This window comes from Antribacter soli, from assembly GCF_021568775.1.
GTDB lineage: Bacteria > Actinomycetota > Actinomycetes > Actinomycetales > Cellulomonadaceae > Antribacter > Antribacter soli.
Map to the genome: position 1 here is coordinate 51447 of NZ_JAKGSG010000011.1, position 15465 is coordinate 66911.

Sequence of the window (15465 nt, forward strand, 5' to 3'; positions counted from 1 at the left end):
CGGCTAGGCTCGCCAGCATGAACGACACCCCAGGCGCCCTGCTCGGTCCCGCGGAGATCCGCGACCTGGCAGGGCGTCTGGGCGTCCGGCCGACGAAGACCCTCGGCCAGAACTTCGTGCACGACGGCGGTACCGTCCGCAAGATCGTGCGGGCCGCGGGCGTGCGCCCAGGAGAGCGCGTGGTGGAGATCGGGCCCGGTCTCGGGTCGCTCACTCTCGGCCTGCTGGAGGCGGGTGCCTCCGTGGTGGCCGTCGAGATCGACCCGGTGCTCGCCGGGCAGATCGTGGAGACGGTGCGGGCCCACCTCCCGGGGGCGGACCTCGAGGTCGTCCGCGCCGACGCGCTCGACGTCACGGAGCTCCCGGGGAAGCCGCCGACGGCGCTCGTCGCGAACCTCCCGTACAACGTGGCGGTCCCCGTGCTGCTGACGTTCCTCGAGCGGTTCGACAGCCTGGAGCGCGTGCTGGTCATGGTCCAGGCAGAGGTGGCCGACCGCATCGCCGCGGTGCCCGGCTCGAAGGTCTACGGCGTGCCGTCGGTGAAGGCTGCCTGGTACGCCGGCGCCCGTCGTTCCCTCAACATCGGCCGCACCGTCTTCTGGCCCGTCCCGAACGTGGACTCGGCCCTCGTCCACCTCGAGCGGCGCGAACCGCCCGTCACCACCGCCACCCGCCAGGCCACCTTCGCCGTGATCGACGCTGCCTTCGCCCAGCGGCGCAAGACCCTGCGCGCCGCCCTGTCCGGCACGTTCGGATCCGGCCCCGCGGCCGAGGCCGCCCTCCGGGCGGCAGGGGTCGACCCCGGCGCCCGGGGCGAGACCCTCGGCGTCGAGGCCTTCGCGCGCATCGCGGAGCAGCTCCCGCAGGGCTGGGTGCCCGACGCCGGACGTGGCGCCGGGCGGCCGCACCATGACGCGCGGCCGGGCGCCGGGGGACCGGAGGCGGACCGCGGGGTGACCGCGTGACCCCGTACCTGGCGGCCGCACCGCCGCCCGCCGTCCGCGTGCGCGCCCCCGGGAAGGTGAACCTGTCCCTGCGGGTCGGCGCGCTGCAGGACGACGGCTACCACCCGCTCGCCACGATCTTCCAGGCGGTCGCGCTGTACGAGGAGGTCACGGCGACCCAGGCGCCGCAGGGTGCCGGGATCTCGCTGACCGTGTCGGGGCCGCAGTCCGACGTCGTGCCGCTCGACGAGACGAACCTCGCCTGGCGGGCGGCCGACCTGCTCGCCCGGCACACCGGCGTGGCCGCCGACGTCGCGCTCCACGTCACGAAGGGCGTGCCCGTCGCGGGCGGCATGGCGGGCGGGTCGGCCGACGCGGCCGCCGCGCTCGTCGCGTGCGACGCCCTCTGGGAGACGGGGGTGCCGCGGTCGGAGCTCGCCCTGATCGCGGCAGAGCTCGGCTCGGACGTGCCGTTCTCCCTGCTCGGGCACACCGCCGTCGGGACCGGCCGCGGCCAGATCCTCACGCCCGCGATGACGCGCGGCGAGTTCCACTGGGTCTTCGCCGCGCAGGCGGAGGGCCTGTCCACGCCCCGTGTGTTCGCGGCCTACGACGGGCTCGTCACCGACGCGCCCATGCCCGACCCGGCGTCCGACGCCGCGCTGATGTCGGCGCTGCGCGCCGGCGACCCCGTCGCGCTCGGGCGCACGCTGCACAACGACCTCCAGGAGGCCGCGCTGTCGCTGCGGCCCTCGCTCCGGGAGGTGCTGGGCGTCGCCAACGAGGCGGGCGCGCTCGGCGCGATCGTCTCCGGGTCGGGACCGACCGTGGCGGCGCTCGCCCGGTCGCGGCAGCACGCGCTCGCCGTCGCCGCGACGTGGACGGCCCGCGGCGTCGCCGACTCGGTGTGGTGCGCGACCGCGCCCGCCCAGGGCGCGCGGGTGCTGACCGCGGTGGCACCGGCGAAGTAGGGCCCGCGTCAGTTCAGGACGCGCGGGACGAAGTACTCCGACTGGTGCGTGTGCGCCAGCACCCACTCGATCTGCCGCGCCGTGCGGCCGCCCGTCCCGGCAGAGGCGGACGCGTCGCGGACGCGCTCCACGGCCTCGACCGAGCCACCCTGCTGGGTCATCGCGCCCAGCGCCTCCCCGGAGTGCGCGCCCCACGCCGCCTCGATCTCGCCGAACCCGGGTTCGCCGCCCGGTCCCACGAGCAGGGGCGTGGTCGCGCGCCGGGCGGCGGCCACGAGCGCGTCCCGGTGCGCACCCACGAGCGGCGCGTCGACGACGACGCACGCGGTGTCGTGGAGCACGCCCGCGATGGCCACGACGGACGCCGCGCACCGGCCGGTGCCGATCACGGCCATGCGGGACGGGTCGATGCCCGGGACGGTGCGCATCGCCTGCACGGCACGCAATGCGTCGGTGAACACGTCGCGGTTGAACGGGTCTCCCAGGTCGTCTTCGCGTTCGATCTCCACCGTGAAATGGGCGAACCCCGCGCGGGCGAACCTGGCGACGTCGGTCTCGAACGGACCGCCGGCTTCGCGCAGCTCGACGATCGTCGGCAGGCCGACGACGGCGTTGGCGGGCCGCACGAGCCGACCACGGACCGGGCGGCCGTCGAGACCCGGGAACGAGACGTCGTCGGCGATGAGGCCGAGGGGCGCCAGCGCCGGCTCGAGGTCGGGCGTGACCTCGACCTCGCGTGAGCGGACGAGGGTGCGCGCCCAGAAGTCGTCGAACCCGGAGGGCTCGTCCGTCGCGGGAGGAGCCGCGGGGGCGAGCTCGACGATCGGCAGGTCGAACTGCACGAGGATCCCTCCGTCGGGTACGGGCGCGGGTGCGCGCGGGTGAAGCGTTGGGCAGAGACTAGCGTTGCTTCGCTACGGGAACACACGTCCGGCCCGCGCACGCCCGGCTCGAGCGATGTCCTTCACCGCCTGAGCCTGCGGTTCCGCTTCGGGCGAGCGCCTCGTTCCTCGGCCCTCACCCTGCGCTGCACCTCCGGCTCACGCGGCGTACTTGCCCAGCCACGCCAGGTGGCGCGGGAACCGGTACGCCTCGCCGCCCTCGTGACCGTTGTAGGGGTAGACGTCGATCTCCTTCGCCGGCGCCTCGCCCGTCGTGGCGCCCCAGGCGTTGAACGCGGCGTAGACCGTCGACGGCGGGCACGTCCCGTCCATGAGGGCCACGGAGTACAGCGCCGCGGCCCGCGCGCGCCGCGCGAAGGACACCCCGTCGAGGTAGGAGAGCGTGCGCCAGACCTGGGCCGCGACCTCGGGCGACCGGTGCACGCGCAGGTACTGCGTGATCTCCGCGTACGGGAACCCGTCGGTGATCTGCACGGCGTGCCGGTAGTGCGTGAGGAAGGGGACGTCCGGCATCGCCGCGCGCAGGTCGGGCACGAGGCCCGCCACGGCCACGGAGATGCCGCCGCCCTGGCTCGCGCCCACGACCGAGACGCTCGACGCGTCGATCCCGTCGATCGCCCGGACCGCGTCCACGGCGCGCACGCCGTCGGTGAAGACACGGCGGTAGTAGTGGTCGTGGGGGTCGAGGATGCCGCGGGTCATGACCCCCGGCGACGCCGGGCCGCTGCCCACCGGGTCCGGCGTCCCGCCGCCCGCTCCCCAGCCCGAGCCCTGCCCGCGCGTGTCCATGACGAAGTGCGCGTAGCCGGCCGCGGCCAGCCCGATCCGCTCGTGCGGCAGGCCGCGCCCGCCGCCGTAGCCGAGGAACTCCACCACCGCGGGGAGCGGCCCGTCCGCGTTTGCCGGGCGGGCGAGCCACGCCTTGACGGGGTGGCCCCCGAAGCCGGGGAACGTGACGTCGTCGACCACGACCTGCGTCAGGCCCGTGTCGACCCGCTCGAGCGTCGGGGTGCCGCCGACGGCCCGCGCCTCGTCGAGGGTCGCGGTCCAGAACGCGTCGAAGTCGTCGGGCTCGTCGATCTCGGGCCTGTACGTCTCGAGGTCGGCGAGGGGCAGGTCGAAGAGTGCCACGGTGGTCCTCCGGAAGTGGGTCTGCACTGACGGGCCGCAGCCTAGCCGCGCGTCAGGCATCCCCAGGTGGCCCGACTACCCTTTTCTGGTGGCACACCTTCTCGGTGCCGACGGCATCGCCCTCGCCGTCGGCACCCGCACCCTCCTCCGCGACATCTCCCTCGGCCTCGACGACGGCGACCGCGTCGGGGTGGTGGGCCCGAACGGCGCGGGCAAGTCCACCCTCCTGCGCCTCCTCGCCGGCACGTCGCAGCCCGACGCCGGACGGGTCACCAAGGTGGGCGGCTCCACGCTCGGCATGCTCGATCAGCGCGACGACTCCCCGCCCGGGGCGACCATCCTCGACCTCGTGCACGGCACGTCCGAGACGCACGAGTGGGCGTCCGACGCGCGCGTCCGCACCGTCCACGACGGCCTCCTCGCCGACCTCCCGCTCGACGCACCCGCCACCACCCTGTCCGGCGGGCAGCGGCGCCGGGTGGCGCTCGCCGCGCTCCTCGTGCGCGACCCCGACGTGCTCCTGCTCGACGAGCCCACCAACCACCTCGACGTCGAGGGCGTGGCCTGGCTCGCCGCCCACCTGCAGGAGCGGTACGGGCGGCCGGGCTCGCGCGGGGCGCTCGTCGTCGTGACCCACGACCGCTGGTTCCTCGACGCCGTCTGCTCGCGGATGTGGGAGGTCGTGGGCGACGGCACCGGCGCCGTGGAAGGGTACGAGGGCGGGTACGCCGCCTACGTCCTGGCCCGCGCGGAACGCTCCCGGCAGGCGCAGGTCGCGTCCGAGAAGCGCGACAACCTCCTGCGCAAGGAGCTCGCGTGGCTGCGCCGCGGCGCCCCCGCCCGCACCTCCAAGCCCAAGTTCCGTATCGACGCCGCCTCCGCGCTCATCGCGGACGAGCCGCCGCCCCGCGACTCGCTCGAGCTCACCCGCATGGCGACCAAGCGCCTCGGCAAGGACGTGCTCGACCTCGAGGACGTGACGGTGATCGTCCCGCCCGGCGACCCGGAGGGGCGGGTGCTGCTCGACCACGTCACGTGGCGGCTCGGCCCGGGCGACCGGTACGGCGTCGTCGGCGTCAACGGGGCCGGCAAGACCACGCTGCTGGCGCTGCTCGCAGGCCGTCGCGTGCCCGACGGCGGTCGCGTCAAGCGCGGCAAGACCATCCACGTCGCCGAGCTCAGCCAGGACGTCCGCGAGCTCGACGACCTCGGCGCCCTGTTGGCCGTCGAGGTCATCGAGGCTGAGAAGGGTCGCGTCGTGGTGGGCGGCAAGGAGCTCACCGCCGCCCAGCTCACCGAGCGGCTCGGCTTCACGCGCGAGCGGGCCTACACGCCGGTGCGGGAGCTCTCGGGTGGCGAGCGCCGCCGCCTCCAGCTGCTCCGCCTGCTGGTCGCCGAGCCCAACGTGCTGCTGCTCGACGAGCCGACGAACGACCTCGACACCGACACCCTCGCCGCGCTCGAGGACCTGCTCGACGGGTGGACCGGCACGCTGATCGTCGTGTCGCACGACCGGTACCTGCTGGAGCGGGTCGCGGACCGGCAGGTGGCGTTGCTCGGCGACGGGGGGCTGCGGGATCTGCCCGGTGGGGTCGAGGAGTATCTCGCTCTGCGTCGGGCTGGGGTCGGGGCCTGGGCGGGTTCGTCCGGGCGGGGATCGACCGGGTCGGGTGCGGCGCGGTCCCGTCCGGCCGCGGCGGGGGATGTCGCCGCGGCAGGCGACCATCCGGCCGCTCGTTCCTCGCGGCCTCCCGCCAGACCCATCCAGCCTGGCGCGACGGCATCCCCCGCCACGGCCTCGTCCGGCGGTTCGCCTTCGGGGACGACGGCGGACGGCGGGGTGCTGGCGGGCGCGACCGGGGGTTCCGGTGCTTCCTCGTACTCGCAGGGGGAGATCCGGGCGGCTCGGAAGGAGATTGCTCGGGTCGAGCGGCGGCTCGGGCGGATCTCCGAGGAGGAGGCCGCGCTCCATGACGAGATGGCGGCGGTGGCGACGGACTACGCGGCGGTGGGGCGACTGGACGGGCGGCTGCGAGAGCTGGCCGCCGAGAGGGAGGAGCTTGAGATGGCGTGGCTCGAAGCGGCGGAGGTGGCGGGATGACACTCGATGACGAGGTCGACCGGACGATCGTGCAGGCGCTGCGCGAGGACGGGCGGACGACGCTCGCGCAGCTGTCGGAGCTGTCGGGGCTGTCGCTGTCGGCGGTGCAGGTGCGGGTGCGCAAGCTCGAGGCGCGCGGTGTGATCACGGGCTATCGGGCGGTGGTGGACCCCGAGCGGATCGGGCTGCCGCTGACCGCGTTCGTGGAGGTGACGCCGTTCGACCAGTCGCAGGAGGACGACGCGCCCGAGCGGCTGCGTGACCTGCCGGGGATCGAGGCCTGCTACTCCGTGGCCGGTGCCTCGAACTACCTGCTGCTGGCGCGGGTTGCCTCCCCGCGGGCCCTGGAGGAGCTGCTCGGCATGATCCGGCGCGAGGCGCAGGTGGCCACACGGTCCACGATCGTGCTCCAGACGTACTTCGAGGGGCGGTCGGTGACCCCGCCCGACCCGAGGGCCGGTGCCGACGGCTCCTAGTGTGCCACGGGAGAAGTTCTTGGGAGTCTTGCTCCTACCGAAAGACTTCCCCTACTGTCGCGCTATGGCCGATACCTTTTCTGTTGAGCCCGCCGAGGTGCTCAACACCCTCCGGGCACACCTCCTCGTCGACGGGTACGACCTCGTGCTGGACCTGGAGAAGTCCCGCGGGTCTGTCCTGGTCGACGCGCGCGACGGGCGCGAGTGGACGGACCTGTTCACGTTCTTCGCGTCCTCCCCGCTCGGGATGAACCACCCCGCGCTCGCCGAGGATGCGACCTTCCGTGAGGAGCTGCTGACCGCAGCCCTCAACAAGCCGTCGAACTCGGACATCTACTCCGTCGAGATGGCGCGCTTCGTCGCCACCTTCTCCCGGGTGCTCGGCGACCCCGCGCTGCCGCACCTGTTCTTCGTCGACGGCGGGGCGCTCGCCGTCGAGAACGCCCTCAAGGTGGCGTTCGACTGGAAGTCCCGCTGGAACGAGGCGCACGGCATCTCGCCGGAGCTCGGGACGAAGGTGCTGCACCTCGAGCACGCGTTCCACGGGCGCTCCGGATACACGATGTCCCTGACCAACACGGAGCCCGGCAAGGTCGCCCGGTACCCGAAGTTCGACTGGCCGCGCATCCCTGCGCCGTACACCGGGACCGACGCGGACGGCACGCCGCGCGACGTCGAGGCGCTGGAGGCCGCCGCGCTCGCCGCGGCCCGCGCGGCGTTCGAGGCCCACCCGCACGACATCGCGTGCTTCATCATGGAGCCGATCCAGGGCGAGGGCGGGGACCACCACTTCCGGCCGTCCTTCCTGCAGGGCATGCAGGCGCTGTGCCGGGAGTTCGACGCGCTGTTCATCATGGACGAGGTGCAGACGGGCGCAGGCCTCACCGGCACCGCGTGGGCGTACCAGCAGCTCGGCGTGCAGCCCGACGTCGTCGCGTTCGGCAAGAAGACGCAGGTCTGCGGGATCATGGCGGGCGGCCGCGTCGACGAGGTGCCCGACAACGTGTTCCGCGTGTCGTCGCGGATCAACTCCACGTGGGGCGGCAACCTCGCCGACATGGTGCGCTCCCGCCGGATCCTCGAGGTGTACGAGGCCGAGGGGCTGATCGACCGCGCCGCGGCCCTCGGAGCGCGGCTCCTGGAGCTGCTGGGCGAGCTCGGGTCGCGGTACTCCGTGGTGACCGACGTGCGCGGCCGCGGGCTCATGTGCGCGCTCTCGCTGCCGTCGCGGGAGGTCCGGGACCGGGTGCTCGCCGGGCTGGCCGAGCGCGGGGTCCTCGTGCTCGGCTGCGGCGAGCGGTCGCTGCGGTTCCGGCCGGCGCTCACGGTGGACCACGCCACGCTGGACCGCGGGGTGACGGCCCTGGACGAGACGCTGGCCGCGCTCTGACTCCTCGGACGCACCCACTACCTCGGCGGGATGGGTCTGCCGAGATTGTGACTCTGTCGGACGGACCGACTATCTCGGCGGGATGTGTGTGTCGAGATAGTGACTTCGTCCGGCGGAGTGACTACCTCGCGAGTCACTGACAGCAGTTTTGGGTTGAAAGCCCGAAGCGCCGCTTCCGCGTAGTAGAGACGGATTGTTACGCTCGCCCCCGGCACGGGGAGGGCTGATGGCCGAACGCAGCACGGGCTTGGTGCACATCGCCGGCATCGTCGTCGGCGTCGCGCTCGTGGCCTACATGGTCTCGTTCGGTGACCAGGCGCGGAACGGGTGGACGGACCGGGACAGGGTCGGCGCGTGCGACAACATCGCCGGCGACACCGCCGGCGGCGAGGTGCTCGCGGTCCAGAGCGTTCTGTGGGCCGTCGAAGGGTACGAGCCCGTCGACAGCAAGTGGGACCGCGGGACGGAGAACGCGACGCGGGCGTTCCAGTCGTACGCCGGGTTGCCTGCCGACGGCTGCGTCGCCGACCCCACCTGGGTGACGATGCGTGCGCTCGCCGTCTCGATCTGCGCCCCCGGTCACGACTGCGGCGGGCCGGACCACCGGATCGCCCTCGCAAGCCCCGTCGAGCCACGCGAGGCCTGGTTCGCGGCGGCCGACTGCGACTGGGGCACGTACGTGCTCCCGGGCGTCGCGCGGAGCCCCGTGTCGTCGGGGCAGACCTACGCCTTCCGCGAGGACGAGCTCGAACCCCTCGGCTGCAAGGACTGAGATGGTCACCAACCTGCCGGACTCCCGGCGGATCGACGTCCCGCCCGCCCTCGCCGTCGGCGGGATAGCGGCCCTGGTCATCGTGGCGCTCGTGGCGCTCGTCGGCTGGATCAGCGGCCTGCTCGGCTCCGAGGAACCGCCGTCGGCCGCCCCCGACGCGAGCGACCTCACAGCCGGGACCTGCGCGGCCGACCTGCCGCAGCCCACCTGGGTGCCCGACGGCGTCACGGGCGCCGCGGTCGAGTGCCCCGAGGCCATCTCCGGCCGGATCGGGTACCTCGCCTCCACCGACCACATCGGCACGTGGGTCGTGTACTCGCTGTCCGGCGACGCCAACGCGGAGGCGCTGCCCGGTTCGGCGCCGGAGACGTGGAAGCGGGCCGACACCGACGGCGGCGGGATCCACCCTGCCGCGTCGATCGTGTTCGTCGCCTACCCGGGGGCCGACGAGATCTCCGAGGAGCTGCACGGTGCCAACGTCACCGTCGACTCGGTCGACCTGGAGGACGGTCCGAAGGCCCGCCTCACCCGCGTGGACAACAACGGCTACGGGCCGGTCCGCCTCGAGTGGACCGACGACGACGGCTCGTACCTCCTGCTCACCGTCGTGGGCCGGACCCCCGCCGGCCGCGCGGGCCCCACGGTGGACGAGCTGATCCGGATGGCCTCGAGCGTCGCGCCCCAGGGCTAGCGGGAGACCTGTGCCAGCGGGAGGTCCGTGCTAGCGGGGCAGCGCCGGACGCCGGGTCGCCGCGAGGATCGACACCGTCATGAGCGTGAGCGCGCCGAGCACCACGAGAAGCGGCGCGTCCCAGCCGCCGGTTGCCACGTGCACCGCTCCCAGGACGGACGGGCCCGTCGCCGCGCACGTGTAACCGATCGCCTGTACGGCGGCCGCCGTCTGCCGCGTCTGCGTGATGGTCTCGGTCCGCTGCGCGACCACCGTGAAGATCACCGCGAAGTTCCCGCCCTGCGCCACGCCCGCCAGGGAGCACCACAGCGCCCACGCGTCCGGCGCGAGCAGCAGGCCGACGGGCAGCGACAGCCACAGCGCGGCCATCGTCGCCGCGACCCAGCGCATCGGCATGCGGGTCGCCAGCGCGGCCGGCACCGCCACGCCACCCGCGATGGCCAGGAGCTGGAAGAGCGACGCCGCACCGCCCGCGGTCGCGGGCGCCGCCCCCAGCAGGTCGCCGAGCAGCTCGGGGAGCCACCCCGTCACTGCGAAGTAGGAGAACGACTGGCCGACGAACGCGCCTGCGAGCAGCCAGGTCACCGGTCGGCGCAGCACGCTGCCCGACGCCGGTAGCGCGCCCGGGTGCAGCGCCTCGCCCGGGGCGAGGCTCGCCACGGCGCGTGCCACGGCGGGTGCCGCGAGGGGCGAGGCGACCGCCCGGGGCGGGCGTCCGACGTCGGACACGGGGCGCGTGACCCACAGCCAGACCGCCAGGGCGACCACTGCCATCAGCGACCACGACGCGAGGGCGCCCTGCCAGCCCAGGCTTGCCGCGAACGGGACCGTGAGCGTCGTGGTGAGGACGGTGCCCACGTTCAGTGCCGACGTGTACAGGCCGGTCGCCGTCGCGGCCCGGGGGGCGAAGTCGCGCGCGACGATCACGGGGACGACGACGTTGCCCACCGTGATCGCCGAGCCGATGACGACCGTGCCGGCGAACGCCGCGGCCACGCCGACGGTGCCCTCGCCGAGGGACCGCAGCAGCGAGCCGGCGATCACGCCGGACAGGGCGACCGTCACCGCCCGGTACGGGCCGATCCGCGCGATGAGCGCCGACGCGGCGGGTGCGACGACGGCGAAGCACAGGACGGGAAGGCCGGTCAGGAGGCCCGCGGTGGTGGGGTCCAGACCCAGGCCGTCGGCGACGTCGGTGACGATCGGCGGTACGGCCGTGATGGCAGCGCGGAGGTTGAGTGCGAAGACGAGAAGGGCGACGAGTAGCGCGGCCGAGCCGGCCTTGTTGGTGCTCACGATGGCGCCATTGTCCATCGGCGAGTGGGTGCCTCGCGCAACGGTCCGCCCCTCCGTGTCGGGGGGGGGGGGGGGGGGGGGGGGGGGGGGGGCGCGCCGCCCCCCCCCCCCCCCCCCCCACCCCCCCCCCCCCCCCCCCCCCCCCGCGAGGGGGCGGTCGGCTCAGTCGTCGAACTGGGCGGCCACCGTGCGCAGCAGCGCCGCCAGCTGCGGGCGCTCAGCGGGGGAGAGCGCGGCGAGCACGTCGGCCTCGACGTCCAGCAGGTCGCTCATCGCCGCGTCGACCCGACGCAGTCCGGCGGGCGTGAGGCGAACAAGGACGCCGCGGCGGTCGTCGGGCGCGCGGTGCCGACCGACCAGGCCGCGCTCCTCGAGCCGGTCGATCCGGTTGGTCATGGTGCCGCTCGTGACGAGCGTCTGCGTGACGAGCGCGCCGGGCGACAGCTGGTACGGGTCGCCCGAGCGGCGCAGCGCCGAGAGCACGTCGAACTCCCACGTCTCCAGGCTGTGCCGGGCGAACGCGCCGCGCCGTGCGAGGTCGAGGTGGCGGGCCAGGCGGGACACGCGACTGAAGACCGTGAGCGGTTCGACGTCGAGGTCCGGCCGCACGTGCTGCCACGCGGCGACGATGCGGTCTACCTCGTCGGCGGGGGTCGCCCCGCCGGCGCCCGCGGCCGCAGGAAGCGCACCGACCGCCGGCACGCCGACCTGCGGGTGAGCCTGCTCCATGACGCGAGCGTACCGGAATATCTCGACGTCAAGACTCTTGATGACCGGGCGGCGCGCCGCTAGCGTGAGCCCGTGCCTCGTCCAGTGCGTTCCGCGGTCGCGTGGGTCTCCCGCACCCCCGTGTTCCGCCGGCTCGGGCCGGTGATGATGCCGCCGCTCGAGCGGGCCGTGGCCGCGCTGTCCGGCGGGAGGCTCCAGGCCAGCAGCCTGGTGCTCCCGTCCCTGGTGCTGCACACCACGGGAGCGCGCTCCGGCCTGGCACGCGACACCGTCCTCATGTGCGCCCCGGAGCGGGGCGGGTACCTGGTGGCGGGGTCGAACTTCGGGCGGCCGGACCACCCTGCGTGGACCGCCAATCTGCTGGCCCACCCCGGCGCGGCCGTCACGGTGCGCGGACGCCGGGTCCCGGTCCGGGCCGAGCTGCTTGCCGGCGCCGAGCGGGAGGCTGCTCTGGAGGCGCTCGAAGGCGGTATGCCCGGCTTCCGCGACTACGAGCGGCTCGCCGGGCGCGAGCTGCGGGTCTTCCGGCTGCACGTGAAACAGCCCTGACACGGCCCCGAGACGGCCGCGGGGCAGAATGTCCTTATGGCCGACCCCCGACGTACCCCACGCCCTCGCATGACGGCCAGCCAGCGGCGCGAGCAGCTGCTGACCGTCAGCCGGGGCCTCTTCGCGGAGAAGGGGTTCGAGGGCACGAGCGTGGAGGAGATCGCGGCGCGCGCCGAGGTCTCCAAGCCGGTCGTGTACGAGCACTTCGGGGGCAAGGAGGGCGTGTACGCCGTCGTCGTCGACCGCGAGGTGCAGGCGCTGACGGCCGCGCTGTCGGCTGCGCTGGAGACCAGCGGGCACCCGAAGGTGCTGCTGGAGCGCACTGCCCTCGCGCTCCTCGACTACATCGAGACCTCCGAGGACGGGTTCCGCATCCTGGTGCGCGACTCTCCCGTCGCGCAGGCGACCGGCACGTTCTCCAGCCTCATCGGCGACGTGGCGACGCAGGTGGAGCAGATCCTCGTCGACCAGTTCAAGGCGAACGGCCTGGTGCCGAGCACGGCACCCCTCTACGCGCAGATGCTGGTCGGCATGATCGCGCTCACCGGGCAGTACTGGCTCGACGCGCGCAGCCCCCGCAAGGCGGAGGTGGCGGCGCACCTGGTGAACCTCGCCTGGAACGGCCTGTCGGGCCTGGAGAAGAAGCCGTCGCTCACGAAGGAGTCGCGGTAGCGGCCCGACGCCGGCCGGTTCCGACGGAACTGATGTGGCTGACGACTCAGGCGGGCGTGCGGAGGCACCCGGTGCGACCTGGCAGACTGGGGGCGGACGTGCGACGGTGCTCCTGACTCCGTTCGGAACCCCGCGCTCGACCCCTTCCGCCTTGGTGTAATCGGCAGCACAAGGGTTTTTGGTGCCTTTGGTCCAGGTTCGAGTCCTGGGGGCGGAGCTCGTCGCCCACCCCGCCGACCACCCGGAGCCACCGTGACCGAACCGCTCGTGTCCGTGCAGCACCTGCCGCAACCGGCCGCCGTCGTCGTCCTGGCCGCCGGCCAGGGCACGCGCATGAAGTCCCGGCTGCCGAAGGTGCTGCACCGCGTCGGCGGCCGCACCATGGTGGGTCACGCCCTGGTCGCGGCCCGCGAGCTCGAGCCGCAGCACGTGGCGGTCGTCGTGCGGCACGAGCGCGACCTCGTCGCGGCGGCAGTGGCGGAGATCGACCCGGACGCGCTGGTCGTCGACCAGGACGAGATTCCCGGCACCGGCCGCGCCGTCCAGTGCGCCATGGCCGCCCTGCCGGAGATCGAGGGCCCCGTCGTGGTCCTCGCCGGCGACGTGCCGCTGCTCGACGGCGCCACGCTGGGCCAGCTCCTCGCGGCCCACCACGCCGACGCGAACGCGGTCACGATGCTCACGACCGAGGTCGCGGATGCCACCGGGTACGGCCGCATCGTGCGCGACAAGGACTCCGGCGACGTGTTGGCCATCGTCGAGCACAAGGACGCCTCTGCCGACCAGCTCGAGATCCACGAGATCAACGCGTCGGTCTTCGTCTTCGACGCCGCGACGCTGCGCAGCGGGCTGGCGAGCCTCGGCCGCGACAACGCGCAGGGCGAGGTCTACCTGACGGACGTGGTCGCCCACGCCCGCGAGAGCGGCGGCGCGGTACGCGCCCTGATGAGCGACGACCCGCTCGGCGTCGAGGGCGTCAACGACCGCGTGGCGCTCGCCGTCCTCGGCGCGGAGATGAACCGCCGCACGCTGGACGGCTGGATGCGCGCCGGCGTGACGATCGTCGACCCGGGTTCCACGTGGATCGACCTCGACGTCGAGCTCGCGCAGGACGTGACGATCCTGCCGGGCGTGCAGCTCCACGGCGCCACTGTGGTCGCCGAGGGCGCGACGATCGGCCCGGACACGACCCTGACCGACGTCGAGGTCGGCCGGGACGCCACCGTGGTCCGCACGCACGGGTCGCTCTCGGTGATCGGCGAGGGGTCGTCGGTGGGCCCGTTCGCCTACCTGCGTCCCGGGACGGTCCTGGGCCGTAAGGGCAAGATCGGCACGTTCGTCGAGACGAAGAACGCCGACATCGGTGAGGGCGCCAAGGTGCCGCACCTGTCGTACGTGGGCGACGCGACGATCGGCGAGCACACCAACATCGGCGCCGCCTCGGTGACGGTGAACTACGACGGCGTGAACAAGCACCGCACGGTGATCGGGGCGCACGCTCGCACCGGCGCCGACAACATGTTCGTCGCTCCCGTGACGGTGGGCGACGGCGCCTACACCGCGGCCGGCTCCGTGATCGTGAGCGACGTCCCCGCGGGCGCGCTCGGCGTCAGCCGCGCGCAGCAGCGCAACATCGAGGACTGGGTGGTCCGCCGCCGGCCGGGCACGGCCGCCGCCGAGGCCGCTCTCGCCGCACGGGCGGGCTCCGCCCCCGGTGCGGTGGACGACCAGGGCGACCCGGCCGCCGCCCCACCCCACGAAGTGTCCTCGCTTCGCTCCGGTACTTCGCGGGGACCCCGGGACGGCCAGCCCGAGGCCGCGACCGCGGCCGACCAGGAAGGAACTGTGTAATGCCCAGCACCATCGTCGGCCCGAGCGGCCACCCCCTCGTGCTCGCCACCGGCCGGGCCCACCCCGAGCTGGCGAAGGACGTGGCCAAGGAGCTGGGCGTCGACCTGCTCCCGGTCACCGCGTACGACTTCGCGAACAGCGAGACGTACGTCCGCTTCGGCGAGTCGGTGCGTGGCGCGGACATCTTCCTGCTGCAGAGCCACACCTCGCCGATCAACCAGTGGATCTTCGAGCAGCTCCTCATGGTCGACGCGGCCAAGCGCGCCTCGGCGCACGCCATCACCGCCGTCACGCCGTTCTTCGGGTACGCCCGCCAGGACAAGAAGAGCCGGGGCCGCGAGCCGATCTCGGCCCGCCTCGTGACCGACCTGCTGACCGCGGCAGGCGCCGACCGCATCATGAGCGTCGACCTGCACACGCCGCAGATCCAGGGCTTCTTCGACGGCCCCGTGGACCACCTGTGGGCGATGCCGATCCTCGTGGACTACGTGCGCACGCGCCTGGACCTGGACAACGTGACCGTCGTGTCGCCCGACGCCGGCCGCATCCGCGTCGCCGAGCTGTGGGCGGCGAAGCTGGGCGGTGGCCCGCTCGCGTTCGTGCACAAGACGCGCGATGTCACGCGGCCGAACCGGTCGGTGGCGAACCGTGTCGTCGGCGACGTCGAGGGCCGCGACTGCGTCCTCGTCGACGACCTCATCGACACCGGCGGCACGATCGCCGAGGCGGTCAAGGTCATCCTGTCGGCGGGTGCCCGCTCGGTGATCGTCGCCGCGACGCACGGCGTGCTCTCCGGCCCCGCGCCGCAGCGCCTGGCGGAGTGCGGCGCGACCGAGGTCGTCGTGACCGACACGCTCCCGATCGAGGAGTCCAAGCGGTTCAGCACGCTGAAGGTGCTGTCCATCGCCCCGCTCATCGCGACGGCGATCAAGGAGGTCTTCAACGACGGATCGGTGACGTCGCTGTTCGACGGGAACAGCTGAACACGCA

At 73.7% G+C, this 15465-nt stretch carries 15 protein-coding genes and 1 tRNA gene; 12 read left to right on the plus strand and 4 right to left on the minus strand.

The genetic code is table 11. The features are described 5' to 3' along the window. Window positions 1-17 precede the first annotated feature (17 nt). Both rsmA and L1785_RS03020 read left to right on the plus strand, forming a co-directional pair. The gene (gene rsmA / locus L1785_RS03015; RefSeq protein WP_236087654.1) at window positions 18-965 is read left to right on the plus strand and encodes a 16S rRNA (adenine(1518)-N(6)/adenine(1519)-N(6))-dimethyltransferase RsmA; all 948 of its coding nucleotides are present in this window, start codon (window positions 18-20) and stop codon (window positions 963-965) included. Beyond that, window positions 962-1915 (plus strand): 4-(cytidine 5'-diphospho)-2-C-methyl-D-erythritol kinase, encoded by a 954-nt coding sequence (locus L1785_RS03020; RefSeq protein WP_236087655.1) that lies wholly within the window; start codon window positions 962-964, stop codon window positions 1913-1915. Before rsmA ends, L1785_RS03020 begins: the two co-directional genes overlap by 4 nt. Window positions 1916-1923: 8 nt before the next feature. Here the strand turns inward: L1785_RS03020 and L1785_RS03025 are convergent, their stop codons facing one another. Next, entirely contained in the window at window positions 1924-2757 is an 834-nt protein-coding gene (locus L1785_RS03025; RefSeq protein WP_236087656.1) for an acetylxylan esterase, read from the minus strand. A gap of 198 nt (window positions 2758-2955) precedes the next feature. Further along, the gene (locus L1785_RS03030) at window positions 2956-3948 is read right to left on the minus strand and encodes an acetylxylan esterase (protein WP_236087657.1); all 993 of its coding nucleotides are present in this window, start codon (window positions 3946-3948) and stop codon (window positions 2956-2958) included. An 88-nt stretch (window positions 3949-4036) separates the two neighbouring features. Between L1785_RS03030 and L1785_RS03035 the strand changes: the two genes are divergently transcribed. The 5 genes from L1785_RS03035 (at window position 4037) to L1785_RS03055 (ending at window position 9378) form a co-directional block, all read left to right on the plus strand. Next, a complete protein-coding gene (locus L1785_RS03035) occupies window positions 4037-6049 on the plus strand; it encodes an ABC-F family ATP-binding cassette domain-containing protein (protein WP_236087658.1) in 2013 nt (670 codons plus the stop codon). Beyond that, the gene (locus tag L1785_RS03040; RefSeq protein WP_236087659.1) at window positions 6046-6525 is read left to right on the plus strand and encodes an Lrp/AsnC family transcriptional regulator; all 480 of its coding nucleotides are present in this window, start codon (window positions 6046-6048) and stop codon (window positions 6523-6525) included. Before L1785_RS03035 ends, L1785_RS03040 begins: the two co-directional genes overlap by 4 nt. A 64-nt stretch (window positions 6526-6589) precedes the next feature. Continuing rightward, the gene (gene lat, locus L1785_RS03045) at window positions 6590-7915 is read left to right on the plus strand and encodes an L-lysine 6-transaminase (RefSeq protein ID WP_236087660.1); all 1326 of its coding nucleotides are present in this window, start codon (window positions 6590-6592) and stop codon (window positions 7913-7915) included. A gap of 226 nt (window positions 7916-8141) precedes the next feature. After that, window positions 8142-8687 carry a peptidoglycan-binding domain-containing protein gene (locus tag L1785_RS03050; protein WP_236087661.1) on the plus strand — a complete coding sequence of 182 codons (546 nt, stop codon included), beginning with the start codon at window positions 8142-8144 and terminating at the stop codon, window positions 8685-8687. Window position 8688: 1 nt separating this feature from the next. After that, window positions 8689-9378 carry a hypothetical protein gene (locus L1785_RS03055; protein ID WP_236087662.1) on the plus strand — a complete coding sequence of 230 codons (690 nt, stop codon included), beginning with the start codon at window positions 8689-8691 and terminating at the stop codon, window positions 9376-9378. A 30-nt stretch (window positions 9379-9408) separates the two neighbouring features. Here L1785_RS03055 and L1785_RS03060 read toward each other — a convergent pair whose 3' ends face one another. Both L1785_RS03060 and L1785_RS03065 read right to left on the minus strand, forming a co-directional pair. Continuing rightward, complete coding sequence (locus L1785_RS03060) at window positions 9409-10674, minus strand: MFS transporter (RefSeq protein ID WP_236087663.1); 1266 nt, start codon at window positions 10672-10674, stop codon at window positions 9409-9411. Window positions 10675-10836: 162 nt separating this feature from the next. Beyond that, the gene (locus L1785_RS03065; RefSeq protein WP_236087664.1) at window positions 10837-11403 is read right to left on the minus strand and encodes a MarR family winged helix-turn-helix transcriptional regulator; all 567 of its coding nucleotides are present in this window, start codon (window positions 11401-11403) and stop codon (window positions 10837-10839) included. 72 nt (window positions 11404-11475) lie between these two features. Between L1785_RS03065 and L1785_RS03070 the strand changes: the two genes are divergently transcribed. The 5 genes from L1785_RS03070 to L1785_RS03090 all read left to right on the plus strand — a co-directional run bounded on the left by L1785_RS03070 (window position 11476) and on the right by L1785_RS03090 (window position 15458). Then, a complete protein-coding gene (locus L1785_RS03070; protein WP_236087665.1) occupies window positions 11476-11952 on the plus strand; it encodes a nitroreductase family deazaflavin-dependent oxidoreductase in 477 nt (158 codons plus the stop codon). 69 nt (window positions 11953-12021) lie between these two features. Continuing rightward, complete coding sequence (locus L1785_RS03075) at window positions 12022-12624, plus strand: TetR/AcrR family transcriptional regulator (RefSeq protein ID WP_236087666.1); 603 nt, start codon at window positions 12022-12024, stop codon at window positions 12622-12624. A 145-nt stretch (window positions 12625-12769) separates the two neighbouring features. Beyond that, window positions 12770-12841: transfer RNA gene (locus L1785_RS03080), tRNA-Gln, on the plus strand. A gap of 116 nt (window positions 12842-12957) precedes the next feature. After that, on the plus strand, window positions 12958-14475 hold the full coding sequence (glmU, locus tag L1785_RS03085; RefSeq protein WP_236087745.1) for a bifunctional UDP-N-acetylglucosamine diphosphorylase/glucosamine-1-phosphate N-acetyltransferase GlmU: 1518 nt from the start codon (window positions 12958-12960) through the stop codon (window positions 14473-14475). Beyond that, complete coding sequence (locus tag L1785_RS03090) at window positions 14475-15458, plus strand: ribose-phosphate diphosphokinase (protein WP_236087667.1); 984 nt, start codon at window positions 14475-14477, stop codon at window positions 15456-15458. The genes glmU and L1785_RS03090 overlap by 1 nt, the downstream gene beginning before the upstream one ends. Window positions 15459-15465: the final 7 nt, after the last annotated feature.